Raw genomic sequence first — 24776 nt, 5'->3', positions numbered from 1 at the left:
CGCACCACTCATGGAGAAAGGCACTTTTCGTGCGTAACACCGCCAAGATCACCACCGCCGTCCTGGCCGCCGGAGCCCTCACCCTCGGACTCACCGGCTGCGGCAAGGACTCCGACTCCAACGCCGGAGCGGGCTCCGCCGACAAGCCGCTCCTCGTCGCCGCCAGCTCCGTCCCGCACGCCGCCATCCTCGGCTACGTCAAGGACAACCTGGCCGCGAAGGAAGACCTCAAGCTGGAGGTCAAGGAGTTCACCGACTATGTGACGCCCAACACGGCGACCCAGAGCGGCGAGGTGGGTGCCAACTACTTCCAGCACAAGCCGTACCTCGACGACTTCAACAAGAAGAACGGCACGACGATCGTCCCCGTCGCCACCGTTCACCTGGAGCCGCTCGGCCTCTACTCCAAGAAGAACGAGAAGCTGGCCGACCTCAAGAGCGGCGCGACCATCGCCCTGCCCAACGACACCACCAACGAGGCGCGCGCCCTCAAGCTCCTCCAGGAGAACGGCCTGATCAAGCTGAAGGACGGCGCGGGCAACGAGGCCACCCCCAAGGACATCGCCGAGAACCCCAAGAAGCTCAAGTTCAAGGAGCTCGAGGCCGCCCTGGTGCCCCGCGCCCTCGGCGAGGTCGACGCCGCCGTGATCAACGGCAACTACGCCGTCGAGGCCGACCTGAGCCCCAAGAACGACTCCCTCGCCCTCGAATCCGCCACGGACAACCCGTACGGCAACTTCCTCGCGGTCAAGGAGGGCAACGAGAAGGACGAGCGGGTCGTGAAGCTCGCCAAGCTGCTGACCTCGCCCGAGGTGAAGAAGTTCATCGAGGACGAGTACGACGGCTCCGTCATCCCGGCGTTCTGATCCCCCCGGGGCCCGCACACCCCGACAGGTGTGCGGGCCCGGGGCGTCCCGGCCGTGGCCGGGGCCAAGTGCGCCACCCTGTGGTGCGGTTCGGCGGGCCCATGCTGCATGCTGGGTTTTTCGGCAGGCCCCTGGTTATGGAGCGGCGCAATGACTACCACCTTCCCGGACGTGTCCATCAGCACGGATCGGTTGGTGCTGCGCCCCTTCGAGGAGGCCGACATCCCGGCGTACACCGAGATGATGAACGACGAGCAGGTCACCGCCTGGACCACCGCGCCCCACCCCTACACCAGGGCCGACGCCGAGCACTGGATCCGCCGGACCGCCCCCGCCGAGCACGGCCGGGGCCGGGGCATCGCGCTGGCCGTCACCGAATTCCTCACCCAGCGGCTCGTCGGGGCCGTACTGCTGCGCGCCACCAACTGGCGCACCCGCTCCACCGAGGCCTCCTACGTCACCGCGCCCTGGGCGCGCGGCGAGGGGTACGCCACCGAATCACTGCTGGCCACCGCCAAATGGCTCTTCCGCGACCAGCGCTTCGAACGGCTGGAGCTGCGCACCGCCGCCGGCAACACCGCCTCCCAGCAGGTCGCCCAGAAGGCCGGGGCGATCAGCGAGGGCGTACTGCGCAACGCGTGGATAGCGCGCACCCAGACGGAGGACGGCCGCTGGGCCGAGACCCGCACCGACCTGATCGTCTGGAGCCTGCTGCCCGAAGACCTGGAAGGCGGCACGGACCAGATGGCCCAGTTCGGCTACGCCTCCTTCACCGAACTGAATTGACCCGAACCGACCGGTCCGAACTGAATTGTCCCGGACGGTCATTGAACCGACACCGAACCGGTGCCGAACCGAGGCTGAACGCCCGCGCCGGGTAGTCTCAGCCTGCTCGCCCCGTTCAACCCGGCCCCACCTGCGACGACATCAGGAGACTGACGATGGCCGACCGCGTCACGGTGATCGGCTGGGACGGTTCGCCCCTGACCGCCGCGGCCACGTCCGCCCTCGCCGCCGCGACCCTCGTGGCCGGCGCGGGCCACCATCTCGCCCTCCCCCAGATCCCCGGCAACGCCGAACGGATCCGCCTCGGCAGCGTCGACCTCGCGGCCCGCCGGATCGCCGGCCACCGGGGCACCGCCGTGGTCCTCGCCGACGGAGACCCCGGCTTCTTCGGCGTCGTACGCACCCTGCGCGCCCCCGAACACGGCCTCGAGGTCGAGGTCGTCCCCGCCGTCTCCTCCGTCGCCACCGCCTTCGCCCGCGCCGGAATGCCCTGGGACGACGCCCAGATCGTCGTCGCCGGCCGCCGTACGCTGCGCCGCGCCGTCAATGTCTGCCGCGCCCACCCCAAGGTCGCCGTCCTCACCTCCCCGGGCGCCGGCCCGGCGGAACTGGCCCTGCTGCTCGAAGGCGTCCACCGCACCTTCGTCATCTGCGAGGAACTCGGCACCGACGCCGAACAGGTCACCGTCCTCACCTCCGACCGGGTCGCGGACCACGTCTGGCGCGACCCCAACGTCGTCATCGTGATCGGCGGCGTCGCCGGGGGCCACCCGGCCGCCGCGGGCGGCGGCTGGATCGCCGGGCGCGACACCGGCTATCCCCCCGGGATACGCGGCTGGGCACTGCCCGAGCGACCCCACGACCCCCGGGCCGAGGCCCCCGACGAGGGCGAGTCGGAGCCGCTGCGCGCCCTCCAGCTGGCCCGGCTCGGACCCCGGACCGGCGATCTGGTCTGGGACGTCGGCTCCGGCGGCGGGGCGTTCGCCGCCGACGCGGCCCGCTTCGGCGCGGCCGTGATCGCCGTCGACGCCGATCCCGCGGCCTGCACCCGCACCGACGCCGCCGCCCGCCGCGCCGGAGTCCGGCTCCAGGTGGTCCACGGCCGCGCGCCGCACGTACTGGAGCGGCTGCCCGAACCCGATGTCGTACGGATCGGGGGCGGCGGCGCGGAAGTGGTCGCCGCCTGCGCCGACCGCCGGCCCGAACGCATCGTCGCCCACGCCTCCACCCGCGACGGGGCCGAGGCCATCGGCGCGGCCCTGGCGGGCGGCGGATACAGCGTCGAGTGCGCGCTGCTCCAGTCGGTGGAACTCGATCCCCAAGGCTGGGCGGAGCGGGAGCGATCCGTCGTCTTCCTGCTCTCGGGACGGCAGCCGGACCGCGCTGTCAGCGGCGCGAGGTAGGCTGGCCGATCGTTGTACCGCACCTTGGACGTCTGCCGTTTCCTTCGCGGACGGCCGGGAGTACCGGAAAAGCAGTGTCGCTTTGACTCCGGTATGTGGTACGTCGCGACCGGGGGAAGCGTAACGTGGCGCAGCCCACAGCGAACCCTGGCGGATCTCCCTGCCGAGGCCGCGAACGGCCGCGAGAATGCTTGGAGTCCGTGGGGCGATCGTGCCGCGTGGCGCGTGCGCTCGTTCTCCTGGACGGGCGTCCGTACCACAGCGACCGGCCGTCCACGGCGATGGGCGAAGGACTCACAATCGATGTGCGAGGGGTACGCATGACTGACACCGGCCAGATCCCGGGCGACGGGCTGCCGGGGAACGCAGGCGTGGCGGAGCAGCAGCCGGGCATGCCCGGCACCGGTGCTTACACCTTCCTGGACCCCTCCGCGCACGGCCCGGACGAGGACGATCTGCTGTTGATGCCCGGCGCGCAGGGCGCGTGGAGCGACACCCAGGGAGCGCTGGCCATGCCGCCCCTCCCGCCGGAGGTCCAGCAGCCGCAGCCCCCGCAGCCACAGCACCAGCAGCAGCCGGTGGGCGCTCCGGTCGCGGAGCAGTTCGTGCCCGGAGCGGTTCCCGCCGGGCCCGGCTTCCACGCTCCGGCGGACCTCGGCGCGCCCGAGCAGGCTGCCCCGGTGTCGGGCATACAGGCGCTCGCGGAAGCCGCGGCGGCGGAGCAGCCCGTCGGGCAGCCCGCGCAGACCATGGCCCCGCCGGCCGCCGGGGAAGCGCCCGTCGCTCCCGGCGTCCCGGAGGCCCCTCCGGCTCCCGGCGCTCCCGCCGCCGGTGAGCAGCCCGCTCCCGCCCCGGCGTTCCCCCCGGCCCCGCCGGCCGCCCGCCGGCCGCTGCACATGGGCCCGCCGCTGCCGGACACCTCCGGCGGAGTGGTCCGCTCGCTCGCCGACCGGGGTCCCGCCGGTGCGCCTCCGCACCCCCTGACCGTGCAGAACACCCCGGGGCCGCAGAGCACCGGACCGGAGTACCTCGACACGCCGCGCGAGAGCGCGGCGACCGTGCTGCCCGGGCCGCAGCTGGGCGAGATCCCGCCGCAGCCCGGGATCCCGTGGGACCCGCAGCCTCCGGCGACCGTCCCCGCGCCCGCCGCCCCGGCCCCGGCGGAAGCCGTCGCGCTTCCCCCGGAGGTGCTGGTGACCGAACTGGTGGAGGCCCTGGTGCCGGTCGCGGCCGAGCCCGAGCCGGTCGTCGCCGAGCCGGAGCCGGAGCAGGTCGCCCCCGAGCCCGCGCCCGAGCCCGCGCCGGTCGCTGTCGAGCCCGAGGCGGAGCAGCCCGCTCCGGCCGAGGCCGCCGTCGCCGCCCCCGCCCCGGCGGAAGCCGTCGCGCCGCCCGCGCCCGAGGCGCAGCCTGCCGAGGAGCCGGAGGTCGAGACGGCCGAGGTCGCGGAGGTCGCGGAGCCCGTGATCGTCGAGGCCGAGGCTGCGGCCGTGGAGCCGGAGCCCGTCGCCCCCGAAGCCGTCGAGCCCGCCGCCGAGGCCCCGGCCGCCGAGCCCGCGCCCGAGCCGGAGCCGGTCGTCGCCGTCGAGCCCCAGGCGGCCCCCGAGCCCGCCCCCGTGGCGCAGCCCGCGCCGGAGCCGGTCGCCGAGGCCGCTCCCGAGACGCCGGCCGAGCCCGTCGTCGTACCGGAGCCGGAGGCCGTGGCCGTACCGGCCGCCGCCCCGGCGGCCGAGCAGGCCCCCGAGCAGGCGGCCCCGGCGGCCGAGCCCGAGGCACCGGCCGAGCCCGTCGCCGCACCCGAGCCCGTCGTTGTACCCGAGCCGGAGGCCGTGGCCGTACCGGCCGTCGCCCCGGTCGCCGAACAGGTCCCCGAGCAGGCCCCGGTGGCCGAGCCCGTCGCCGTGGTGGCCGAGCCGCAGCCCGAGCCCGCCGCCGAGCCCGAGCCCGCTCCCGTCCTCGTCGAGGAGCAGCAGCAGGAGCAGGCCCCGGCGGAGGCCGCGCCCGAGCCGCAGCCGCAGCCGGTCCCCGAGCCCGTCGCCGAGGAGCCCGTCGCCCCGGTTGAGGCCGCCCCCGTGGAGGCCGTCGCCGAGGAGCCCGAGCCTGAGCCGGAGGCCGCTGCCGAGCCCGCCCCCGTACCCGAGGCGGAGCCGGCCCCCGCCGAGCCGAACGCGCCCGCCCCCGGGTACGACGACGCCGAGCGCGAGGCCGTGCTCCGGGTGATGCGCGAGCGCCGCGACATCCGCAACGGCTTCCGCGCCGACCCCATCCCGCACGAGGTGCTGCTGCGGGTCCTGGAAGCCGCCCACACCGCGCCCAGCGTCGGCCACTCCCAGCCCTGGGACTTCGTCGTCATCCGCTCCGCCGAGACCCGGCGGACCATGCACGAACTGGCCACGCGCCAGCGTGACGCCTACGCCAAGTCGCTGCCGAAGGGCCGGGCGAAGCAGTTCAAGGAACTGAAGATCGAGGCCATCCTCGACACCCCGGTCAACATCGTCGTCACCGCCGACCCCACCCGGGGCGGTCGCCACACCCTCGGCCGCCACAGCCAGCCGCAGATGGCCCCCTACTCCTCGGCGCTGGCCGTCGAGAACCTCTGGCTCGCCGCCCGCGCGGAGGGCCTGGGCGTGGGCTGGGTCAGCTTCTTCGACGAGCGTGAGATGGTCCGCGCGCTCGGACTCCCGGAGCACCTGGAGGTCGTGGCCTATCTGTGCGTCGGATACGTCGACGAGTTCCCCGAGGAGCCCGAGCTGATGCAGGCGGGCTGGTCCCAGCGCCGCCCGCTGGCCTGGGTCGTCCACGAGGAGACCTACGGCCGCCGCGCGCTGCCCGGCGAGGAGCCGCACGACCTGCTCCAGGAGACCGTCGCCGGGATCCGCCCGCTGGACGCCAAGGCGCTCGGCGAGGCCTGGGAGCGGCAGAAGCGGATGACCAAGCCCGCCGGGGCGCTCGGCATGCTGGAGATCATCTCCGCGCAGCTCAGCGGTCTCTCCCGGATGTGCCCGCCGCCGATCCCGGAGCCCGCGGCGGTCGCGATCTTCGCCGGGGACCACGGGGTCCACGCGCAGGGGGTCACCGCCTGGCCCCAGGAGGTTACCGGCCAGATGGTCGCCAACTTCCTCGGCGGCGGCGCGGTCTGCAACGCCTTCGCCAACCAGGTCGGGGCCGAGGTCTGCGTCATCGACGTCGGCGTCGCCGCCGACCTGCCCGCCACCCCCGGTCTGCTGCCGCGCAAGGTCCGCGCCGGCACCTCGGACTTCACCACCGGTCCCGCCCTCAGCCGCGAGGAGGTCCTCCAGGCGATCGAGGTCGGCATCGAGACCGCCCGCGACCTGGTGGCGGCGGGGAACAAGGCGCTGCTCACCGGTGAGATGGGCATCGCCAACACGACCGTCTCCGCCGCGCTGATCTCCGTCTTCACCGGGGTGGACCCGGGGGAGATCACCGGCCGGGGCACCGGCATCAACGACGAGATGCACGCCCGCAAGGTGGATGTCGTGCGCCGCGCGCTCGAACTCCACAAGCCGGACACCACCGACCCGATCGGAGTGCTCGCCGCGATCGGCGGGCTGGAGCACGCGGCCCTGGTCGGACTGATCCTCGGCGGTGCCTCCCTGCGTACGCCGGTGATCCTCGACGGCGTCTCCGCCGGGGCCGCCGCCCTGGTGGCGCGCGCGATCGCGCCCGAGTCGCTGGCCGCCTGCATCGCCGGGCACCGGGGCGCGGAGCCGGGCCACGTGGCCGCGCTCAACACCCTCGGGCTCCGTCCGCTGATGGACCTGGACCTGAGGCTGGGGGAGGGGACGGGCGCGCTGCTGGCACTCCCGGTCGTGCAGAGCGCGGCCCGGGCGATGCACGAGGTGGCCACCTTCGACTCCGCCGGAGTCACCGAGAAGTAGCCCCTCCCGCCCGGCGGGGCCCGGCCCCCGGGCCGCTCCCGCCGCGCGGGAACCATGGTGCCGGACACCTGCCCGGCACCAGGCCCCCGGGGCCTGTCCGGCCCATGCCACCCAGTGCACGACGACCCCCCACCGCCACCACCGGTGGGGGGCCCGGCGAGCCGGCGGTGCTGCCTCAGGCAGGGCCAAGGGCGGTGTTCTGTCCGGTGGAGTCAGGGCGGTGCGACCTCCGCCGGAGTCAGGGACGGGGATCGCCCGGCTTGAACGAGGGACGGAGTCCCCGGCGGAGCCAGGGGGAATATCCCCGGGCCCCGCACTCGCCCCGCCCTTCGGGCACTCCCCGGCCCCGCCCGACGGACGGACGCCGGTATCCGTCGACAGCCCCCGACCTCCCCGGGATCGGCCCGGAAAGGGCCCGGCGGACGCCGGACCCGAGCGGCCGGGACGGTTCCGGTACGCACCGGTCGGGCCGGTCCGGGGTGCCCGGCCGGCCCGGAGCCCCGGGCACGGCGGGCCGCCCCCCTGCGGCGCGGCCCGCGCCAAGCCCCCCGCACGCCCCCGGGGACCGCACCGTAAAGTTTGCCGAGGCAGGCAGAGACCCGTCCCCACCTGCCGCTTCGCGGACGCGGCGGCACCCCGCCGCACGCACCCCGCACCATCACCCCGCACCACGCAGCGCGTCGTACCCGCCCGAGGAGCCCCACCGCCATGGTCGATCACCCCGCCTACCCCGTCGGTCTCCGTCTCTCCGGGCGTCGTGTCGTCGTCATCGGCGGAGGACAGGTCGCCCAGCGCCGGCTCCCGGCGCTCATCGCAGCCGGCGCGGACATCACACTGGTGTCGCCGTCCGCGACCGCCTCCGTGGAGGCCATGGTCACCGCCGGGGAGATCCGCTGGGAGCGCCGCCGGTACGCCGAGGGCGACCTCGCCGAGACCTGGTACGTCCTGATCGCCACCACCGACCCCGAGGCCAACGCCCGGGCCTCCGCCGAGGCCGAGCGCGCCCGCGTCTGGTGCGTACGCTCCGACGACGCCGACGCGGCCACCGCCTGGACCCCGGCCACCGGCCGCTCGGAGGGCGTCACCGTCGCCGTCCTCACCGCGGGCCCGCAGGGCCGCGACCCCCGCCGCTCGGCCGCCGTCCGCGACGCCATCGTGGAGGGCCTGCACAACGGGACCATCGCGGCCCCCCACCACCGTACGAGAACCCCCGGCGTCGCCCTCGTCGGCGGCGGCCCCGGCGACCCGGACCTGATCACCGTCCGGGGACGCCGGCTCCTCGCCGAGGCCGATGTCGTCATCGCGGACCGGCTGGGCCCCCGCGACCTCCTCGCGGAACTCCCCCCGCACGTCGAGGTGATCGACGCGGCGAAGATCCCGTACGGCCGGTTCATGGCCCAGGAGGCGATCAACGCGGCGCTGATCGAGCACGCCAGGGCGGGCAGGGCCGTCGTCCGGCTCAAGGGCGGCGACCCCTATGTCTTCGGCCGGGGCATGGAGGAGCTGGAGGCGCTCGCCGAGGCGGGCATCCCCTGCACCGTGGTGCCCGGCATCTCCAGCTCCATCAGCGTGCCCGGCGCGGCCGGCATCCCCGTCACGCACCGGGGTGTCGCCCATGAGTTCACGGTGGTCAGCGGCCATGTGGCCCCCGAGGACGAGCGTTCCCTGGTGGACTGGGACGCGCTCGCCCGGCTGCGCGGCACCCTCGTGGTGCTGATGGGCGTGGACAAGATCGGCGCGATCGCCCGCGCCCTGGTCGCGGGCGGCCGTGCCCCGCACACCCCGGTCGCCCTGATCCAGGAGGGCACCACCGCCTCCCAGCGCCGGGTGGACGCCACCCTGGCGACCGTCGCCGAGACCGTCGTGGCCGAGGACGTCCGCCCGCCGGCCGTCATCGTCATCGGCGAGGTGGTCGAGGTGGGAGCCCGTGCCGCCGCCGCCCGGCCGACGGCCGACCCGGTGACCCGGTGCCCCGGGCGAACCCGGTGACCGCAGAATTCCGTACCCCCCGGTAACCAACCGTCTCCCAGACGTTGGCACCACACCCAGGAGAAGGCAGTATCACCCTGTGGCTGATCTCATCACCGTCGAGGACCCCGACGACCCCCGGCTGAGCGACTACACCGGTCTCACCGACGTCGAGCTGCGCCGCAGGCGCGAGCCCGCCGAGGGCCTGTTCATCGCCGAGGGCGAGAAGGTCATCAGACGCGCCAGGGACGCCGGCTACGCGATGCGGTCGATGCTGCTCTCCGCCAAGTGGATCGACACCATGCGGGACGTCATCGACGAACTTCCCGCACCGGTGTACGCGGTCAGCCCCGAGCTGGCCGAGCGCGTCACCGGCTACCACGTGCACCGGGGCGCGCTCGCCTCGATGCAGCGCAAGCCGCTGCCGACCGCCGCCGAACTGCTCACGTCCGCCCGCCGGGTCGCCGTCATGGAGTCGGTCAACGACCACACCAACATCGGCGCGATCTTCCGCAGCGCCGCCGCGCTGGGCATGGACGCCGTCCTGCTCTCGCCGGACTGCGCGGACCCGCTCTACCGCCGTTCGGTGAAGGTGTCGATGGGCGCGGTGTTCTCCGTGCCGTACGCCCGGCTGGAGGGCTGGCCGAAGGGGCTGGAGACGGTACGGGAGGCGGGCTTCAGGCTGCTCGCCCTCACCCCGGACGAGAAGGCCACCGTGATCGACGACGCCCGGCCGCACCGGCTCGACCGGGTCGCGCTGATGCTCGGCGCGGAGGGCGAGGGGCTCTCTACCCGGGCGCTGCGGGCGGCGGACGAGTGGGTCCGGATCCCGATGGCGCACGGTGTGGACTCGCTCAATGTGGGCGCTGCCGCAGCCGTGGCCTTCTACGCCGTCGCCACCGGCCGCCCCGGAGCCTGAACCCGGGCCCTGCCCGGCGGCTCGGCGGCCCGGCCCGCCGGGGCCCGCGCTCGCTACAGCTGCTGGGCGGCGGCGATCCCCAGCGCCACGATCAGGGTGACCACGATGAAGACGACGAGCCGCTGCCGCAGCAGCCTGGGGTTGGCGGGCCGCCGTCCGGTCGAGGTGGTGCGCACCCCGGACCCGGGGCCCTGACGGCCGGTCACCCGGCCGGACCCACGCGGCCGGGGCGGCCGCGATCCGCCCGCGCGCCCTCCGTCGGTACGCGCCCCACCGGGCCGCGAGGGCTGTGAGCGGGGCCCCGAGCCTCCCGCGGTCCGCCGGTCGGGCCGTTCGGACCGCTCCAGGCGCTCGGTACGGGCGGGCCGCTCCGGGTAGCGGGCGGTGGGCCGGTCCGCGTCGATCCGCTCGCGCTGGGCGGGCTGTCTGGCCTCCGGCAGCCCCTGTGCCTCACGGGCCGCGATCTCCTTGAGCCGCATGGAGAGCTGAAGGGTGCTGGGGCGCTCCTCGGGGTCCTTCGCGAGACAGGCCCGCAGCAGCGGGGCCAGCGCGTCCGGCACACCGTGCAGCTGCGGCTCCTCGTGCACCACCCGGTAGAGCATCACCTCGGAACCGCCCTGGCCGAAGGGCGAGTCGGCGGTCGCCGCGTAGGCGAGGGTGGCCCCCAGCGCGAAGACGTCCGTGGCGGGGGTGACGGCGACCCCGCGCACCTGCTCGGGCGCGAGGAATCCGGGGGAGCCGACCGCCGTGCCGACATGGGTCAGCGTGCTCGCGCCGGTCGCCCAGGCGATGCCGAAGTCGATGATGCGGGGGCCCTTGGGGGAGAGCAGGATGTTCGACGGCTTGAGATCCCGGTGGACGACACCGGCCTCGTGCACCGCGACCAGGCCCTCGGAGAGCGCCGCGCCGATGGCGGCGACCTCGGCGGCGCGCAGCACCCCCTCCTCGGCGACCCGGTCGTGCAGCGAGGGGCCGGGGACGTACTGGGTGGCGAACCACGGGCGGTCCGCCTCCAGATCGGCCGCGACCAGCCGGGCCGTACAGCCGCCCCGGATCCGGCGGGCGGCCGAGACCTCGCGGGCGAACCGCGACCTGAACTCCTGGTCCTCGGCCAGATCCGGCCGGATCACCTTCAGCGCGACCCGCTGGCCGCGCCGGTCGGAGCCCAGATAGACGACGCCCATCCCGCCCGCGCCGAGCCGCCGGTGCAGCCGGAACGAGCCGACGACACGCGGGTCCTCGCGCCGGAGCCGCATCATCGCCATGTCCGTCCCCTACCTGGGAGTGGGGGTCGCCCACCCCCCTGCCTGCGGCGGGTGAAGGCCCCGCCCCTGCTGAGCGGGTGGGAACGAGCCCCACCCCTGTCCCAACGGATGGGGATTCCCACCCGGCTGCCTGATCGTCCGTTTTTGCCGTGGCACAGCTTACGTACCCCTGCCCCGGACCGCTCATAGGCCGCGCCCTCGGGCGCGGATCGATTGTCGGCGGCGCGCGGGCGGCCCGAAGTGCGCCCGCGGAGCGCGGGATCCGGCCACACCCGTCGGCGCTCGTTGTCAACGGACTTTCCGCGCAGGGGGATTGGCTCGGCCGGGGCCCGCCGCGCCGGGGCGGTGCCGGGCGGCCCGTGTACGGACGAAGTCGTGGCAAGCCGGGCGGGGGGCCGGGGGCGGGGCGGGGGGTGCGCGGGGGCGGCCGGAGTGAGAGAAGTCACCAGCGGAGAAGCTGTGACGCGAGTGGTTGTTTCCGGCCGCCGCGGGCTCCGGCCCTCCGGGGGCCTTCCCCCGGGCGTCCCCTCCGGGAAGACCCCAAGAAGCGGAGTCGCTTCTCCACCCAGGGGAGTAGACGAGAGGGTGCCGGCTCATCCTCCGGGAGGCCCGGGAATCGGTACGCGGGCATGACGCCGGGGCCCCGGCGGATCCCTAATGTTGAGGTCAAGCGGCGGGTGCAGCACTCGTCCCCCGAGGTCAAGCACCCGCCGCTGTCTTATTCGACAGGAGAGGAACCATGGCGGACACGGCAACACGGACGATCCTCCGCACGCGGGGGCGCACGGCGTCCGCCGCGTTCGGCGGTCATGCGTCCGGCCGGCGTCATCCCCTGGTGGCGACCGCCATGGTCCTCCCTCTCGCGGCCCTGCTGGTCGTCGTCTTCGGCGGCTGGGAAGCGGTGGTCACACAGGCGTCGTCCGTTGGCGTGATGCTGGGGCGCTGAAAAAGGCGCTCCGGACCCGGAAGAGCGGTCCGGGTCGGGGACATCCGGCCGATAACCCCGTGGGGACGGGGGTGCGGCGGACGGCAGCGATGGCCGGTCAGCTGGGGAGCTGACCGGCCATCGCGCTGCCCGGGGCCTTCGGCGTCCGCCCCTTCGGGGCCGCGTAGGCTCCCGGTCGGGGCCGGTCGTGCCGTCGTCGGGGGAGATCGTGAGCACAGCAGTCGTCAGCGCACTCGCCGGGGCCGCCCGGCGGGCGGCCCACCCCGGTGGCCCCGAACGCGCCTGCCGGACCTGTGGGCGGGACGAGGAGGTGCTCGCGGACCGGGCCGACGGGGTGGTCGTCCGGCACGGCCGGGCGGTCGCCAAGGCGCATGCCCCGGACACCGATCCCGGTGGGCACCGGGCGCGTCTCGCCGTCGCCGGGGATGCCCGGCTGGCCGGGATCCTGCTGCCGCCGCTGCCCCTGGACGCGCCGCCGCTGCCGGACCGTCCCGTCACCGCCTGGCCCTACGGTGTGCCCGTCGACCCGGAGGATCCGGACGCCGCCCCCTGGGAGGAGGCCGCGGTCCTGCTCGCGCGCCTGCACTCGGTCGCGCCGGGGGAGCTGCCGGGGCCGCTGCCGCCGATGCGCGGCCCGGCGAAGGCCGCCGCCGCGCTCGCCCGGATGCGGGCGGCGGCGGGGGAGCACCCGGCGGCGGCCGGGGTGGAGCGGGTCTGGGCCGGGCTGCCGGGCTGGGCCCGGGGCGAGGCCCCCGCGCCCCGGGGCGGGTTTCTGTGCCACGGGGATCTGCATCTGGGGCAGTTGGTGCGGCATCCCGCCCCCGGCGGCCCCTGGCTGCTGATAGACGTCGACGATCTGGGTCTCGGCGACCCCGCCTGGGATCTCGCCCGCCCCGCCGCCTGGTTCGCGGCGGGCCTGCTGGCCCCCGAGGTCTGGCGGCGGTTCTTCGCCGCCTACACGGCCGCCGGAGGCCCGGCGGCCGGTACGGGCGGCGATCCCTGGGCCCCGCTCGACGTTCCGGCCCGCGCGCTCACCGCGCAGACCGCCGCGCTCTCGCTCGCCAGGGCCGCGGCCGAGCGGCGGGAGCCGGACGAGACGGAGACGGCGGTGCTGGAGGCCTGCGCCCGGATAGCCCGAATCACCCGGCTCGCGGGCGAGTTGACGGACGGGCATCCGTCGTAGGCTGCTGTCACGCGCCTTGATCACCGGGGTGCGGACGATCAGCGAGGAGTGAGCCACGACCATGCAGTGTCCCAAGTGCCATGCGCCGATGCACACCTACAACCGCAACGGCGTCCAGATCGAGCAGTGCAGCGGCTGCCGGGGGATATTCCTCGACTACGGCGAGCTGGAGTCCCTCACCCGTCTGGAGTCGCAGTGGAACCAGCAGGTTCCGCCGGCCGCCCCCGCCCCGCCGCCCCCGCCCGCCCCGCAGGCGTACCCGGCTCCTCCGGCGCCCGCCTGGGGAGCCCCGCAGCACGGCGGCCACCACGGCGGTCACGGCCACGGTCATGGGCATGGTCACGGCCGTCACAAGGGCTTCGGGCGGATGCTCTTCTCCTCCTGAGCGTTCCGGCTGAACGAAGAGGGCCGAACGACGAAGCCCCCGGCCGTGGAGACGGCCGGGGGCTTCTGTGCGGTGCGCGATACTGGGATTGAACCAGTGACCTCTTCCGTGTCAGGGAAGCGCTCTCCCGCTGAGCTAATCGCGCGGGGTTTTCCCGGACCTGAGCCTGGGAGGAACTGCGTGAATCATACTGCCCGTGCTGTGCACTTGCGTGCGCGATACTGGGATTGAACCAGTGACCTCTTCCGTGTCAGGGAAGCGCTCTCCCGCTGAGCTAATCGCGCGGGTCTCCAGGCCCGGGGGCCGGAGTCGAATCCTCTCGGATTCAGTGGACGATACTGGGATTGAACCAGTGACCTCTTCCGTGTCAGGGAAGCGCTCTCCCGCTGAGCTAATCGTCCTTGGAGGTGGAGACGGGATTTGAACCCGTGTAGACGGCTTTGCAGGCCGTTGCCTCGCCTCTCGGCCACTCCACCCGGAGTGCGGGGGTTCGGGAAGAATCCCCCATCTCGAGCGGACGACCAGGTTCGAACTGGCGACCTCAACCTTGGCAAGGTTGCGCTCTACCAACTGAGCTACGTCCGCTTGTCCATTTCCGTTCCGCTTGCGCTTCCCGGCGACGTGTTGAACTCTAGCGGATTCCTGAGCCAGCACAAAAACACGTTTCCGCAGCGTGCTGACGTGTGTCCGGGCCGGAGCGGGTGGACGGGCGCTCCCCGGGTGACCGCCGGGCGCGCATCCGCGCCGGTCATAGACTCGACAGCGTGCACGACCTCGCTCCTCTCGCCCGCTTCGGGCGTCTTGTCGCCACCGGCCTCCGGGATGTCACCAGCGACCCCGCGGCCCTCGACTCAGCCGGCTTCTGGGCCGTCTCCGCCACCTTCGAAGGGGGTCTGACCTGCGCCCGCTTCGACGATGTCCGTACTGAGCCGGTGCCCGCTCCGACTCCCGGTCGTTGGCGTGGACCCGCCAAAGGCGACTGGACGTCATCGCTGGACCGCGCCGGGTACACGGCGGGCGTACGCCGCATACGCGAGCACATCGCGGCCGGCGAGGTCTACCAGGCCAATCTCTGCCGGGTGCTCTCCGCCCCGCTGCCCGCGACCCCGGGCACGGCCGATGTGGACGAGCTGACCGCGCTGCTGGCGCGGGGCAACCCCGCCCCCTACGCCGGAACGATTCGGCTGCCCTCCCACGGCGTCGAGATCGCGACCGCCTCGCCCGAGCTGTATCTGCGGCGGACCGGCGCCCTGGTCGAGTCCGGGCCGATCAAGGGCACCGGCCGCACCGCCGACGATCTGCTGGCGAAGGACCACGCGGAGAACGTCATGATCGTCGACCTGGTCCGCAACGACCTGGGCCGGGTCTGCGCCACCGGGACCGTCACCGTCCCGGCGCTCTGCGCGGTCGAGGCCCACCCCGGGCTGGTCCATCTGGTCTCGACCGTCGGGGGCGAGCTGGTCCCCGAGGCGGGCTGGCCCCGGCTCCTCGGCGCCACTTTCCCGCCCGGATCGGTCACAGGAGCGCCCAAGTCCGCCGCACTGACGATCATCGAGGCGCTGGAGACCGCGCCCCGGGGCCCGTACTGCGGAGGCATCGGCTGGGTCGACGCCGACCGCCGTACCGCCGAGCTGGCCGTCGGCATCCGCACCTTCTGGGTGGACCGCGCCACGGGCGCGGGCCCGGTGCTGCGATTCGGCACCGGCGCGGGGATCACCTGGGGCTCGGACCCGGACCGTGAGTGGGAGGAGACCGAGCTGAAGGCCGCCCGGCTGCTCGCGATAGCGTCGTCGCAGGCGAGGGAGAGCGCGGGCGTGTGAACGCGGGCGTACGAGGCGGACGGAAGGACCAGTCGGATGAAGCTTTGGGTCAACGGCGGACTCAGGGACGCGGACGATGCCAGGATCTCGGTGCTCGACCACGGCCTCACCGTCGGCGACGGCGTCTTCGAGACGGCCAAGGCCGTCGCGGGACGGCCCTTCGCGCTCACGCTCCATCTGGAACGGCTGACCCGCTCCGCCCTCGGCCTCGGGCTCCCCGAGCCCGACCACGAGGAGGCGCGCCGCGCCTGCGCCGCCGTGCTGGAGGCCAACCCGATGGCGCGCGGCAGGCTCCGGATCACCTACACCGGCGGCCTCTCCCCGCTCGGCTCCGAGCGCGGCACCGCGAGCCCCACCCTGGTCGTGGCGCTCGGCGAGGCCGCGCCCCGCCCCGACACCACGGCCGTGGTCACCGTCCCCTGGACCCGTAACGAGCACTCCGCGGTGGCCGGGCTGAAGACGACCTCGTACGCGGAGAACGTGGTCGCCCTCGCCAGGGCCGCCGCACAGGGCGCGTCCGAGGCGCTCATGGCCAACACCGCCGGCCGGCTCTGCGAGGGCACCGGCTCCAACGTCTTCGTCGTCCTCGACGGCGAACTGCACACCCCGTCCCTCGCCACCGGCTGCCTCGCGGGCATCACCCGCGCCCTGACCGTGCGCTGGACCGGGGCGAAGGAGACCGAGCTGCCCTTCGACGTCCTGGAGCGGGCCGACGAGGTCTTCCTCACCTCCAGCCTCCGCGACGTCCAGGCCGTCCACCGGATCGACGGGCGGACGCTCACGGACGCGCCGGGACCGGTGACCGCCAAGGCCGTGCGGATCTTCGAGGAGCGCGCCGGGGCCGACTGGGACCCGGTCCTCGGCTGACCGCGGGCCGCCGGTCACCGGCCGGGACGGATCCACCGCTGTCGGTAAAACCGCGTGACGTACGGCCGCACGGCAGGTAGAACACCCGTGATGACCACCACCCTGCGGCCGACCGGGCCGCTTCAGCAGAAGGCGGCCGGCGCGCGCTCGCGCCGCTACGAGGTCTGCGACAACAGCCGCCCCGTCGGGACGATCGAGATCGCCACCTTCCCCTCGCTCGGCCCGGCGGTCGGCACCGTCCGCTCGCTCCGGATCGACGAGGCCGACCGCCGGCGGGGCCGGGGGACCGTCGCCGCCCTCGCCGCCGAAGAGGTGCTGCGCGGCTGGGGCTGCGACCAGGTACGGGTCTCCGTGCCCCCGGAGGCCCCGGGGGCGGCCGCACTCGCCGGGGTCCTCGGCTACACCGAGCGGAGCCGCAACATGGTCAAGACCCTCCCGGCGCTGCCGCCCCCGCTGCCGGACGGAACCCTGGCGCGCCCGATGAACGAAGCCGAGTTCGCCCTCTGGTGGGAGGAGGGGCTGCGCTCCTACGCGCAGAGCTGGGCCGAGCAGGGGCTGACCCCCGCCGAGGCCCTCGCCAAGGCCGAGGCCGACCGCGCCGCCGGACTCCCCGACGGCCGCGCCACGGCCGGCGTCCGGCTGGAGGTCCTGGAACACCACGGCGTGCCCGTCGGCCTTCTCTACCTCGGCCGCCACGAGGTGCTGCCCGGCGAGACGGGCGCGTACGTGTACGACGTGGAGGTCGCCGAGGAGCACCGCGGCCGGGGCCACGGCCGTTCGCTGCTCCTCCTCGCCGAGCGCCGCGCCCTGGAGTCCGGGGCACGGCTGCTGGGGCTCCATGTCTTCGCGGACAACGCCCCGGCGCTCGGGCTCTACACCTCGCTCGGCCACCGGACGACGGCAGTCCACTTCTCCAAGCGGCTGCTCTAGCCGCGGTCAGCCCTTGAGGAGACGGTCCGCGATCTCCTCGATGCGGACGCGCAGGCCCTCCTGGCTGACGCCGCCGTCGAGGCGCTCGTCGCCGATGACATAGGTCGGGGTGCCGGTGACGCCGATCGCCTTGCCCTCGGCCTGGTCGGCGTCGACCATCAGCATGTGCCGGCCGTCGATGAGGGCGGTGTCGAACTCCTCGGCGTCCAGGCCCAGTTCGCGGGCGGTCTCCAGCAGGACCGGCTCGCCGCGCTCGCGCAGCTCCGTCACCCGCGCCAGCAGCGCCTCGGAGAACTCCCGGCCGCTGCCCTGGTCGGCGGCCTCCTCCGCGGCCTGGGCGGCGGCGTAGGAGTGCTTGTTCTTCTCCAGGGGGAAGTGCCGCAGCCGCACGTCGAGCCGGTCGCCGTAGCGCTCGCGCAGGGCGCGGACGTCGTCGAGGGCGGTGAGGCAGTCGGGGCACGAGAGGTCGCACCAGACGTCGAGTACGGCGGTGCGGTCGGTGGTGGAGTCGTTCATGGGCCCAGTCTCCCAGCCGGGGCCGGGCCCGGCCGACCGGCCCGGCGGCGGGCCGGGACCTGGGGATGATCTCGTCCCCGAGATATCCCTGAGGTGCGTGGGGGTCGTGGCCCCGATGGCGCCCTCCGGTGCAGGATGGAAGGGACGTAACCGCTCATGCCCGTCACAGCCTGGAGGACCGGATGATTGCCGAGACCATATGCGCCGCGGCGTCGGTGGCAGGGCTGGGCGTCGCGGGGATCACCGCGTACCGCAAGCGCTTCCTCGCCGCCGCCCGGATCGCCGCCTACGCGCTGGTCCCCCTCGGGCTGGTGCTGACCGGCGCGGTCCAGTGGGTCGTGGACACCGCCTTCAGTCCCACGGCCTGGATCGGCTTCGGCCTGCTGGGCGGGGCGTGGGCGCTGTTCATGACCACCCGGGCCGTCGAGCGGCGCTCGGGGGTCGGCCGCAAGGAGCGCAAGGCCGCCGCCAAGGCGGCCCGGCGCGAGGCGGTCGCCCCGGCGGCCTCCGCGCCCTCCCTCGGCCGGGGCGCTCGCGGCGGTGCCGCCGCGCCCGCCGAGCCGGCCGCACGGCCCAAGGCCTCCGGCGGCGCGGGCGATGACTTCAGCGACATCGAGGCGATCCTCAAGAAGCACGGAATCTGAGACGGCCCCGCCGCCCCGCCCCGGGGCTCTCCGCCCCACCTGGGGGAATGCGGAAGTGTGACGAACTCCGTGTAACGCGAGGCGTGTTGGGTGATCGCGGTGCCGGACACTGCGTCATCATCGCCCCGAGATGCTCGATACCTCCAGGGGCGATGCCCCCGCACCCACGAATGAGCCGCGAGGCTGTCTCTTCGCGCTCTCCCAGCCACCCCTGATGATCTTTCTGACGGTGATCGGAGTGCTGCTGCTCATGGCCGCCGTCCACGACCTCTTTCCGCTGTGAGGGCCCGGACGGCGGCTTCGCCCCGTCGGTGGCGCTCAGCCGGCCGCCTCCCGGCGGCGCGCCCGGTAGGCGGCCACATGCAGCCGGTTTCCGCAGGTACGGCTGGAGCAGTAGCGGCGCGAGCGGTTGCGGGAGAGATCGACGAAGGCGCGGCCGCAGTCCGGGGCCTCGCACCGCCGCAGCCTCTCGCGCTCGCCCGCGACCACGATGAACGCCAGCGCCATGCCGCCGTCGGCCGCGACATGGTCGGCGACCGAGGCCCCCGGCGCGAAGTAGTGCACATGCCAGTCGTAGCCGTCGTGGTCGGTCAGCTGGGGGGTGGTGCCCGCCGCCGCCACCAGATCGTTGAGCAGCGCGGCGGCGATCGCGCTGTCGGCCGCCGCGAAGACCGCCGCGAATCGGGTGCGTACGTCCCGTACCGCTTTCAGATCCCGTGGATTCAGCTCGCCGACATCACTGAAGTCGTGCCTGCGAACGAATTCGGCCAATGCGTCGAGATCGGCCAGCCCATCCGTCTGATCTCCGTCCGGCGCGGTGTTCACCAGATCGATGACCGCCTCAAGGGCATATCTGGTGTCGTGGGGGATCAGCACGATTCGCTCCCTGGCCTGCTTGCGGACCGGTGCCCGCCGAATTGCGCTGACTCTAGCGGCTCGTGGCCATGCGTATCGGCGTCGTCACCGCGCTGGAATGCGCGATGGCGACGCCGATGGGTTCACCCTGTGAGGTTGTCCGCAACGCACGGCTGATCGCCGTATGCGGCTGTGCGCGCGGCGCCGTCTCCCCGAGTAGGACGGCGCCGTGCGGTTTCCGGTCTGGCTCAGCTCTCCGCCAGGATGTGCGAGAGCTCCGTGTCCAGATCGAAGTGGCGATGCTCGGTGCCCGGTGGCACCGCGGCATCGGTCCGCTTGAGGAATGACTCCAGGGCCCGCGCCGGGGCCTCGAGCAGGGCTTCGCCCTCCGGGGAGCTCAGCGCGATGCAGACGACTCCCTGGCCATGACTGCGCGATGGCCAGACTCTGACGTCGCCCGTGCCGGTGGGCCGATGGAGGCCCTCCGCGAGAAGGTCGCGGGCGAAGACCCATTCGACCGTCTCCTCGGCTCCGGTGTGGAAGGTGGCGTGCACGGCATAGGGATCGGCCGTGTCATACCGCAGGCCCGCGGGTACAGGCAGTGAAGACTCGCTCGATACAACGAGGCGCAGGTGCAGCTCGCAGCTGACCGTGGTGTTCATAAGCGCCAGGGCCTTTCGCTCAGTGTGCGCTCGGGGATTCGCACGTCGGCGAAATCGACATGCCACCTACGGTGCCGTTGTAAACCCCTCTGAGGGTTTTGGGTGTCTTTAGGTACCCCTAACGGCGGAGTGATTGTTCGTTCCCTGGGACCATTCCGGTGACTGCGCTCCGTCAGGTAGATTTGCCGCCATGAACACGGGGAGTAACGGCACGGAGGTCGCGATGGCGATCGACGGCGACAGGCCGGGCGAGGGTGAGCGGGTGACGGTGGACAAGGACGAGCAGGAGACCGAGAAACCGCTCGGCTCGCGCGCGCCCGCCTACATCAAAGCGCGGAAGACCCTGCATCTGAGCTGGCAGGTCGGCGTCTTCGTGGTCGGGCTCGCGGTGGTCTCCGCGGGCGTGGCCATGCTGGTGCTGCCCGGTCCCGGCTGGGTCGTGATCTTCGGCGGCATGGCGATCTGGGCGACCGAGTTCGTCTGGGCCCAGCTGGTGCTGCGCTGGACCAAGCGCAAGGTCAGCGAGGCCGCCCAGCGGGCGCTCGACCCCAGGGTCCGGCGGCGGAACATCATCCTCACGACCATCGGCGTGGTGATCTGCGCGGTGCTGGCCGGGATCTACCTCTGGAAGTTCGGCATCACCCTGCCGTGGAAGATCGAATCCTGACCCGAAACGGGTCCGGGGCACCTGCTGACATGGGGTAATGTTTGCGGTGCGCCCGGGCGATTAGCTCAGCGGGAGAGCGCTTCGTTCACACCGAAGAGGTCACTGGTTCGATCCCAGTATCGCCCACATGTTCGAGGGTCGAGCAGTTCGCGAAAGCGGACGCTCGGCCCTCGTCGTATGCGCGGCAGGCCCCGGGAACCATCGGTCCCGGGGCCTCCCGCGTTCCGGCCCGCTCCCGCCCGGTCAGTGCATCCGGCCCAGCCGCTCCCGCAGCCGCCGCGCGTTCCGCAGCCGCTGCTCGTAGGTCGCGCCGACCGCCAGCAGCAGCAGTCCCGCCAGCGCGGGCGGGGCCCAGCGGGGGAGCGCGCCGACGACCTGGACCACATAGGGGGCCAGCTCGTGCAGCGCGTCCAGCGCCAGCACCGCGCCGCCGATCAGCAGCGGGGCCCGCAGCCGCCACCGCGCCCCGGCGAGCGTCACCGCCAGCGCGGCGAGCCCCAGGAGCAGCGGACGCGCCCAGTGGGCGTCACCCCAGGCCGCCACGAGGCTCGGCACCAGGGTCACGGCCAGTCCGGGCCCGTACGCCGTCCAGGACGACGCCGACGGGTCCCGGCGGCGGCGCAGCGCCCCCACGGCGAGCGCCGCGAGCGTCACCGGCAGGGTGTACGCCTCCGGGGTGACCACGTCGGAGGCGTGCAGCCGCGCCCAGGCGGCCGGCACCCACAGCGCCACGGCGACCGCGGCGGCCACCCGGCGGCGGTCCGCGCGCAGCGCGGTGCCCGCGGCGATCACCCCGCCCAGCGCGAGCACCAGGGCGAGCGTCGCCGGGTCGCCCTGGGCGAGCGCGACGGCGAGCAGCCCCGCCCCGGCCCCCGCGCACTCCATCGGGAGCGTCACGGGATGCCCGCCGCCCAGCCGGGCCGCGAGCAGCGCCGTGCCGGCCGGCACGGCGAGCATCAGTACCGCCGCCTGCTGCGGAGCGAGGTCGCCCGCCGCCGCGACGGCGAGGAGCAGCGCCGTCGACAGGGCCGTGGCGGCGCAGCCGAGCACGCCCCGTACGGCCCGTCCGGCGCGCGGTCGCGCGGCCGACAGGGCCGTGGCGGCGAGCAGCGCGCCCAGCACGGCGAAGGTCGCCGGACGGGTCGCCAGCGAGAGGACCGCCACGCTCGTCCCCCCGGTGAGAGCGCAGCCGAGAGCGGTCCGGGCCGCGGTGCGGCCTGCGGCCCGCACCGCGACCGCGAGCGCGGCGACGGTCAGCGCCGTCTGGAACACGGCCGTGGCGGCGAAACCCGCGCCGACCGCGCCCGGAGCCAGGAACAGCGCCGCCCAGCCGAGCCCGCCCGCCGCCCCCGAGGCCGCCGTCCGCCACTCCGGCCGCACCGCGTACGGCAGGGACGGCCGGGCGGTCGCCGCGGCCGTCGCCGCCACGATCAGCAGTGAGACCGGGGCCGCGGTCAGCACCCCGGCAGGGAGCACCCCGGCCGGCCCCGCGTCGGCGTCGGGCCCGGGCCCCGCCCAGGCGTCCGGCAGCCCGGCCACCGGCCCGGCGAGTACGAGGAGCAGCGGCGGCACGGCCGCGAGGAAGGCCGCCGCGTGGACCGCCGCCGAGGCCGCCGCGAGCCCGTGCGACAGCCCGCGCGGCGCGCGTGCCCGTACACCGGGCGTCACGACGGCGCACAGCAGCGCCACCGCGCCGAGCAGATACGCGGGTGCCGCCCAGCCCTCGGGGGCCGCCGTGCGCACCACCGCGCCGACGCCCGCCAGCAGCGCGAGACCTCCGACGGCCGACACGGCCAGGGACGCGGACGGCAGTTTCCAGGCCGCGAAGAGGGCCACGGCGGCGGACGCCGCCAGCAGCGCGGCGGGCCCGGCCGCCTCGGCCGGGGAACCGGCCATCAGCGAGGGGAGGCCCCCGTGCACCAGCGCCAGGGCGCCCGTCACCGAGCCGCCCGCCGCGGCGAGGGCCCGTACGTCCGGGTTCGTCGCCCGGACCACGACACCCACGTCGAACAGGGCCGTGCCCAGCAGCGCCCACCCGGGCGACGGCGCGGGACCGGCTGTCGCCGACCAGAGCACCAGCGGCAGTTGGGCCACCGCGACCGCCGCCGGCAGCGGGGCGCGCAGCGGCTTCACGACCCGCCCGTACCCCGCCCAGACCATGGCCAGCGCCGTCGAGGCCCACGCCGTGTACGCCACCGCGCCGACGTCCGGCAGCGCCACCCGGTGCAGCGCGTAGGCGTCCAGCACCAGCAGCGCCAGGCCGAGCGCGGCCACCGACTCCGCCGTGGCGGCGAGCCCCCGGCGCAGCAGCGCGAGCGGCCCGGCGAGCGCGGCGGCCGTCAGGGCGGCCAGTACGGCCGAGCGCCCGCCGATCCCCATGCGGCCCCAGCCGACCACCGTGAACGCGACCGCCGCGATCGTCAGCAGCAGCCCGCCCAGCACGAGCAGTACGTTCCGCGCGCTCGGCGACGAGGTCTCGGCGGGGCGGATCGTTTCCGCGGAGAGGGCCCGCCCGAGGGCCGGTCCGAGGGCCCGGCCGCCGGCCGCGGGCTGGCGGAGCACGGAGACCAGCCAGGCCCGGCGGGCCAGCAGCCGGTTCCGGTGGGCGTCCAGCCGTGCCAGCTCGCGATCGACAAGCACCAGCTCCTCGGCGGGCGGCGGCGGATGGGGCGGGAAGTTCGTCATGTCCGGATGGTGGCCGCCGCCCCGTTCGCACGGCATCGGCGCGGATACTCAGACCGGGCTGAGTACCCCCGGTGGGGCCCGGCGGGAGGAGAATCGGGCGATGAACTGGTGCCACTACCGATTCCGCACCGTCTGGGAGCTGCCCGCCGCGCCCGCCGCCGTCTTCGCGGCCCTCGAACGCGCCGAGGACTACCCCCTCTGGTGGCCCCAGGTCCGTGAGGTCGCCCCCCTCGGCCCGGACAGCGGCACCGCCCGTTTCCGCTCCTTCCTGCCGTACGAACTCCGTGTCGCCGTCCGGGCGCTGAGGCACGACCCGGCGGCCGGGGTCCTGGAGATCGGGCTCTCCGGTGATCTGGCGGGATGGGCGCGGTGGACGGTGGAGGCGCACGGCACCGGCACCCGGGTGCTCTACGAGCAGGAGACGGAGGTCGGCAGGCCCCTGCTGCGGCTGCTGGCGCTGCCGTGCCGCCCGCTCTTCCGCGCCAACCACGCCCTCATGATGCGCGCCGGCCGCCGGGGCCTCGACGCCCGTCTCCGCGCCCGTCTCCGCGAGCACCCCCGCGAGATTTGAAGGCGGGGCGCACGGCCCTGTATGGTTCAGTCCGTTCCCGGGCGATTAGCTCAGTGGGAGAGCGCTTCGTTCACACCGAAGAGGTCACTGGTTCGAACCCAGTATCGCCCACCCGGGAGAGGCCGGTCCGTCGTCGACGGACCGGCCTTCGCGTTTCCCCGGCCGCCTGCGCCGGACCTCCGGGCCGGAGCCCGTCGGCTCAGGCGGCGGCGCGCAGTTCGGGACGGAGCGGCCACGCCGGATCCACCGGCTCCGCCGTGCCGCCCCGGGCGAACCAGGTCTGGAGCCCGCGCGCCTGCGCCGCGTGCCACACCGCCTGCAAGGTGTGCAGCTCCGCCGCCGACAGCCGCTCCATCCGCGCCGCGAACCGCCGGCCCACCGCCCGGGTCACCTCCAGCGCCGCCAGCGCGTCGGCCGCCCCGTCGCGCTCCCCGGCCTGCTCCACCTCGTACTGCTCGCACAGATCGGCCAGTGTGCGACTGCCCTTGCGGTAGCGGTCCAGATGGCGGTCCAGCACCCAGGGATCCAGCACGCACAGCGAGACGTTCTCCAGATAGCGGGCGAGCGAGGCCGCCCGATGGCGGCGCAGCTCGCGGTCGAGGACCGTCAGCGCGAACGGCGCGTTCAGCACCACCAGCGGGCGGGCGGCGGCGCACTGCTCGGCCAGCGCCCTGCCGACCTCCTCCATCACCGGCGCGGGCCAACGGCCGTGACACCTCAGCCGCTCCTCGGTCAGCCCGTGCGCCGCGGTCGCCTCGGGAGGCACCGGAACACCGGGATGGACCAGCCACCGGGTGACGCGCGGACGTCCCCCCGCCGTGTCCTGGACCACGATCGAGGCCGAGATTATTCGGTCCTCCTCGACATCGGTCCCGGTCGTCTCGGCGTCGAACGCGGTCAATGGGCCCTCGTACCAGAGCGTCATCCCCGAACCCCCAGGTC

General features: G+C 74.4%; 22 protein-coding genes and 7 tRNA genes. 18 read left to right on the top strand and 11 right to left on the bottom strand.

What is annotated here, in order from left to right; genetic code table 11:
• Positions 1-29: 29 nt before the first annotated feature.
• From ABD371_RS30220 to ABD371_RS30195, 6 genes are all read left to right on the top strand, one after another.
• Entirely contained in the window at positions 30-866 is an 837-nt protein-coding gene (locus ABD371_RS30220) for a MetQ/NlpA family ABC transporter substrate-binding protein (protein WP_190124361.1), read from the top strand.
• Positions 867-1016: 150 nt separating this feature from the next.
• Positions 1017-1652, top strand: coding sequence for a GNAT family N-acetyltransferase (locus ABD371_RS30215; RefSeq protein WP_344483878.1), 636 nt, complete (start codon positions 1017-1019; stop codon positions 1650-1652).
• A gap of 155 nt (positions 1653-1807) precedes the next feature.
• The gene (gene cbiE / locus ABD371_RS30210) at positions 1808-3055 is read left to right on the top strand and encodes a precorrin-6y C5,15-methyltransferase (decarboxylating) subunit CbiE (RefSeq protein ID WP_344483875.1); all 1248 of its coding nucleotides are present in this window, start codon (positions 1808-1810) and stop codon (positions 3053-3055) included.
• Between the two features lie 320 nt (positions 3056-3375).
• The gene (cobT, locus tag ABD371_RS30205) at positions 3376-6951 is read left to right on the top strand and encodes a nicotinate-nucleotide--dimethylbenzimidazole phosphoribosyltransferase (protein WP_344483872.1); all 3576 of its coding nucleotides are present in this window, start codon (positions 3376-3378) and stop codon (positions 6949-6951) included.
• Positions 6952-7659: 708 nt separating this feature from the next.
• Positions 7660-8940, top strand: a complete 1281-nt coding sequence (gene cobA, locus ABD371_RS30200) for a uroporphyrinogen-III C-methyltransferase (RefSeq protein ID WP_344483869.1) — start codon at positions 7660-7662, stop codon at positions 8938-8940.
• Positions 8941-9019: 79 nt separating this feature from the next.
• On the top strand, positions 9020-9838 hold the full coding sequence (locus ABD371_RS30195; RefSeq protein WP_344483867.1) for a TrmH family RNA methyltransferase: 819 nt from the start codon (positions 9020-9022) through the stop codon (positions 9836-9838).
• 53 nt (positions 9839-9891) lie between these two features.
• Here the strand turns inward: ABD371_RS30195 and ABD371_RS30190 are convergent, their stop codons facing one another.
• Positions 9892-11103, bottom strand: a complete 1212-nt coding sequence (locus ABD371_RS30190) for a serine/threonine-protein kinase (RefSeq protein WP_344483864.1) — start codon at positions 11101-11103, stop codon at positions 9892-9894.
• A 739-nt stretch (positions 11104-11842) separates the two neighbouring features.
• Here ABD371_RS30190 and ABD371_RS30185 point away from each other — a divergent pair.
• From ABD371_RS30185 to ABD371_RS30175, 3 genes are all read left to right on the top strand, one after another.
• On the top strand, positions 11843-12049 hold the full coding sequence (locus ABD371_RS30185; protein ID WP_344483861.1) for a hypothetical protein: 207 nt from the start codon (positions 11843-11845) through the stop codon (positions 12047-12049).
• Positions 12050-12254: 205 nt separating this feature from the next.
• Positions 12255-13232: a phosphotransferase family protein gene (locus tag ABD371_RS30180; protein ID WP_381735105.1), complete on the top strand. Its 978-nt coding sequence runs from the start codon at positions 12255-12257 to the stop codon at positions 13230-13232.
• A 61-nt stretch (positions 13233-13293) separates the two neighbouring features.
• Positions 13294-13617 (top strand): TFIIB-type zinc ribbon-containing protein, encoded by a 324-nt coding sequence (locus tag ABD371_RS30175; protein WP_344483855.1) that lies wholly within the window; start codon positions 13294-13296, stop codon positions 13615-13617.
• A gap of 73 nt (positions 13618-13690) precedes the next feature.
• Here ABD371_RS30175 and ABD371_RS30170 read toward each other — a convergent pair.
• From ABD371_RS30170 to ABD371_RS30150, 5 genes are all read right to left on the bottom strand, one after another.
• A tRNA-Val gene (locus ABD371_RS30170) sits at positions 13691-13762 on the bottom strand.
• A gap of 67 nt (positions 13763-13829) precedes the next feature.
• Positions 13830-13901: transfer RNA gene (locus tag ABD371_RS30165), tRNA-Val, on the bottom strand.
• A 45-nt stretch (positions 13902-13946) separates the two neighbouring features.
• A tRNA-Val gene (locus ABD371_RS30160) sits at positions 13947-14018 on the bottom strand.
• A gap of 1 nt (position 14019) precedes the next feature.
• Positions 14020-14093: transfer RNA gene (locus tag ABD371_RS30155), tRNA-Cys, on the bottom strand.
• A gap of 36 nt (positions 14094-14129) precedes the next feature.
• Positions 14130-14202: transfer RNA gene (locus ABD371_RS30150), tRNA-Gly, on the bottom strand.
• 179 nt (positions 14203-14381) lie between these two features.
• Between ABD371_RS30150 and ABD371_RS30145 the strand changes: the two genes are divergently transcribed.
• The 3 genes from ABD371_RS30145 (at position 14382) to ABD371_RS30135 (ending at position 17234) form a co-directional block, all read left to right on the top strand.
• Positions 14382-15437, top strand: a complete 1056-nt coding sequence (locus ABD371_RS30145) for a chorismate-binding protein (RefSeq protein ID WP_344483852.1) — start codon at positions 14382-14384, stop codon at positions 15435-15437.
• 36 nt (positions 15438-15473) lie between these two features.
• The gene (locus ABD371_RS30140) at positions 15474-16304 is read left to right on the top strand and encodes an aminotransferase class IV (RefSeq protein ID WP_344483849.1); all 831 of its coding nucleotides are present in this window, start codon (positions 15474-15476) and stop codon (positions 16302-16304) included.
• 90 nt (positions 16305-16394) lie between these two features.
• The gene (locus ABD371_RS30135) at positions 16395-17234 is read left to right on the top strand and encodes a GNAT family N-acetyltransferase (RefSeq protein ID WP_344483846.1); all 840 of its coding nucleotides are present in this window, start codon (positions 16395-16397) and stop codon (positions 17232-17234) included.
• A gap of 6 nt (positions 17235-17240) precedes the next feature.
• Here the strand turns inward: ABD371_RS30135 and ABD371_RS30130 are convergent, their stop codons facing one another.
• Positions 17241-17750 (bottom strand): DsbA family protein, encoded by a 510-nt coding sequence (locus ABD371_RS30130; protein ID WP_344483843.1) that lies wholly within the window; start codon positions 17748-17750, stop codon positions 17241-17243.
• A gap of 182 nt (positions 17751-17932) precedes the next feature.
• Here ABD371_RS30130 and ABD371_RS30125 point away from each other — a divergent pair, with 182 nt between their 5' ends.
• Together ABD371_RS30125 and ABD371_RS30120 are read left to right on the top strand one after the other, a co-directional pair.
• Entirely contained in the window at positions 17933-18394 is a 462-nt protein-coding gene (locus ABD371_RS30125) for a hypothetical protein (protein ID WP_344483840.1), read from the top strand.
• Positions 18395-18524: 130 nt separating this feature from the next.
• Positions 18525-18677, top strand: coding sequence for a hypothetical protein (locus tag ABD371_RS30120; protein ID WP_190126891.1), 153 nt, complete (start codon positions 18525-18527; stop codon positions 18675-18677).
• Positions 18678-18712: 35 nt separating this feature from the next.
• Here the strand turns inward: ABD371_RS30120 and ABD371_RS30115 are convergent, their stop codons facing one another.
• Both ABD371_RS30115 and ABD371_RS30110 read right to left on the bottom strand, forming a co-directional pair.
• Entirely contained in the window at positions 18713-19270 is a 558-nt protein-coding gene (locus ABD371_RS30115; protein WP_344483836.1) for a CGNR zinc finger domain-containing protein, read from the bottom strand.
• A 227-nt stretch (positions 19271-19497) separates the two neighbouring features.
• The gene (locus ABD371_RS30110; RefSeq protein ID WP_003959770.1) at positions 19498-19911 is read right to left on the bottom strand and encodes an SsgA family sporulation/cell division regulator; all 414 of its coding nucleotides are present in this window, start codon (positions 19909-19911) and stop codon (positions 19498-19500) included.
• Between the two features lie 190 nt (positions 19912-20101).
• On the opposite strand from ABD371_RS30110, the gene ABD371_RS30105 reads away from it, so the two are divergent.
• Both ABD371_RS30105 and ABD371_RS30100 read left to right on the top strand, forming a co-directional pair.
• On the top strand, positions 20102-20578 hold the full coding sequence (locus ABD371_RS30105) for a TIGR02611 family protein (protein ID WP_344483832.1): 477 nt from the start codon (positions 20102-20104) through the stop codon (positions 20576-20578).
• Positions 20579-20632: 54 nt separating this feature from the next.
• Positions 20633-20704 (top strand) — tRNA-Val (locus tag ABD371_RS30100).
• A gap of 117 nt (positions 20705-20821) precedes the next feature.
• Here ABD371_RS30100 and ABD371_RS30095 read toward each other — a convergent pair.
• On the bottom strand, positions 20822-23263 hold the full coding sequence (locus ABD371_RS30095; protein WP_344483829.1) for an SCO7613 C-terminal domain-containing membrane protein: 2442 nt from the start codon (positions 23261-23263) through the stop codon (positions 20822-20824).
• A gap of 100 nt (positions 23264-23363) precedes the next feature.
• Here ABD371_RS30095 and ABD371_RS30090 point away from each other — a divergent pair, with 100 nt between their 5' ends.
• The gene (locus tag ABD371_RS30090) at positions 23364-23834 is read left to right on the top strand and encodes an SRPBCC family protein (RefSeq protein WP_344483826.1); all 471 of its coding nucleotides are present in this window, start codon (positions 23364-23366) and stop codon (positions 23832-23834) included.
• A 39-nt stretch (positions 23835-23873) separates the two neighbouring features.
• A tRNA-Val gene (locus ABD371_RS30085) sits at positions 23874-23945 on the top strand.
• An 88-nt stretch (positions 23946-24033) separates the two neighbouring features.
• Here the strand turns inward: ABD371_RS30085 and ABD371_RS30080 are convergent.
• Positions 24034-24759: an exonuclease domain-containing protein gene (locus ABD371_RS30080; protein ID WP_344483823.1), complete on the bottom strand. Its 726-nt coding sequence runs from the start codon at positions 24757-24759 to the stop codon at positions 24034-24036.
• Positions 24760-24776 lie beyond the last annotated feature (17 nt).

It is taken from the genome of Streptomyces amakusaensis, from assembly GCF_039532665.1.
GTDB lineage: Bacteria > Actinomycetota > Actinomycetes > Streptomycetales > Streptomycetaceae > Streptomyces > Streptomyces amakusaensis.
This window is presented reverse-complemented; position numbering and strand designations above follow the sequence as displayed.